The following is a 1,981-nucleotide window of genomic DNA, read 5'->3' on the forward strand; positions in this document are numbered from 1 at the left end:
AGAAATTAAACTCCCTCTCAGATCTTGGTGGATTGGTTTACTCCACTGAGCACGGCAAAACCTGCCCAAATTGCGAGCAAGCAATCTCAGCTTGTGCCTGCAGTAAGGACGAGATTCCTGAAGGAGATGGCATCGTACGGGTTCGATACGAACGCAAAGGCCGCGGCGGAAAAGGCGTTACGCTCGTTGATGGCATTCTCGAACCAAGTGATAAATTGAAGTCGCTTGCGAAGGAATTGAAAAAGAAATGTGGCGTTGGTGGAGCAGTAAAAGAACACACTATCGAAATTCAAGGAGACCAGCGCGATATCTTGGTCAAGCTCCTGGAAGATAAGGGCTATACTGTAATACGCTCGGGCGGATAACTCGACTAAAGGGAGCGAGTATGGAATTAGTCATAGGAAACAAAAACTACTCTTCTTGGTCTTTACGGCCATGGTTACTACTTTCCTACTTCAATATTCCTTTTGAAGAAACACGCATACCGCTCGCACAAGCTAGAACGCATGAGTTACTCGCAGAGTATTCTCCGTCCTTCAAAGTGCCTGTTCTTATCGATAGTGATTTGATTGTTTGGGAGTCCATGGCGATTTGCGAATATATCAACGAAACCTATTTGAATGGGCAGGCCTACCCCGCCTCGATAAAAGACCGTGCCTTAGCGCGAGCTTATTGCTCAGAAATGCATGCTGGATTCTCAGCATTAAGAACTGAATTACCCATGAATATCAGAGCCATGCGTCGCGTTAAGATTAGTGACAAATGCGAGCATGATATCCACCGTATCGACGGCATGTGGCAAGACGCCCTTAATCGTCATGATGGCGACTTTCTGTTTGGAAACTTCAGTATTGTTGACTGCATGTTTGCACCAGTCGCGACACGCTTAGCCACTTACAACATTGAAGTTTCTGACACCAGCCTCGCGTATATGGATGCCCTGCTATCCTTAACTGCCATGCAGGCATGGAGCGCATCAGCAACAAACGAACAAGAGGTTATTGCCGCGTCAGAAGTCGGAAGCTCCCGCGCCTAAATCGGCTAACATTCGACCCAAGACGCAGCTAAACCGCCCAACGATGTCTCTTTATACTTGTCCGACATTGCTAAACCGGTTTCGTGCATCGCACTGATACAGCGATCCAACGACATAATATGCTCGCCTTCAGCATTGCGAGCGAGATCTGATGCGAGCCATGCTTTCACCGCTCCAAAAGCATTTCTTTCTATGCAAGGCACTTGCACCAAGCCTTGAATCGGATCGCACGTCATCCCCAAATGGTGCTCTAAAGCGATTTCTGCCGCATGCTCTACTTGCTCAGGCGTTCCACCCTTTAGAGCACAAGCTCCTGCAGCAGCCATTGCCGATGCAGCTCCCACCTCACCTTGGCAGCCAACCTCTGCACCAGAGATAGAACTATTATGTTTGATCAATCCGCCAATCGCTGCCGCACTCAACAAGAATGTCAGGATCTGAGCATCACTCAAGCCATGCTCAAAATAGTGATTATCCATGTAATACAACACCGCTGGCACAACGCCCGCCGCACCATTCGTCGGCGCTGTCACGATCAACTCTCCTGCCGCATTTTGTTCATTGACGGCAATCGCGTAAACACTCAGCCATTCATGACACTCTATATTTACAGGGCTTTTCACGAGTTTTTGAAAAAGTGTCGCGGCTCGTCGTTGTACTCTTAAAACTCCGGGAAGCTCACCTTCTGCTTGTAGTCCCTTTTCAACACAGCTCTGCATTGCACGCCATGTTGTTAAAACATGTTCTGAAAACGTCGCCTCTTCTTGAAAGCACAGTTCATTTTTCAGTTTCATCTCAGCAATGCTTAAAGCCGAATCTCCACTCATGCTTAGCATTTCTTGCGCGTTGCAAAATGGGAAAGGGATATCGACCTGACTTAAGCTCAACACATGCTGATCAAGCTCTTGTTCAACAACAATAAAGCCCCCGCCAATTGATGCATAT

Annotated in this window: 3 protein-coding genes; 2 read left to right on the forward strand and 1 reads right to left on the reverse strand. The window is 47.7% G+C overall.

Annotated elements, in window-relative coordinates:
- Both A3762_RS12310 and A3762_RS12315 read left to right on the forward strand, forming a co-directional pair.
- The coding region (locus A3762_RS12310; RefSeq protein ID WP_231878802.1) for a translation initiation factor Sui1 at positions 1 to 365 on the forward strand (365 nt) is incomplete at its 5' end.
- Positions 366 to 385: 20 nt separating this feature from the next.
- Positions 386 to 1,036, forward strand: a complete 651-nt coding sequence (locus A3762_RS12315; RefSeq protein ID WP_068755809.1) for a glutathione S-transferase family protein — start codon at positions 386 to 388, stop codon at positions 1,034 to 1,036.
- Between the two features lie 5 nt (positions 1,037 to 1,041).
- Here the strand turns inward: A3762_RS12315 and A3762_RS12320 are convergent.
- The coding region (locus tag A3762_RS12320) for an L-serine ammonia-lyase (RefSeq protein WP_068755811.1) at positions 1,042 to 1,981 on the reverse strand (940 nt) is incomplete at its 5' end.

The sequence above is a fragment of the Oleiphilus sp. HI0125 genome (genome assembly GCF_001635355.1).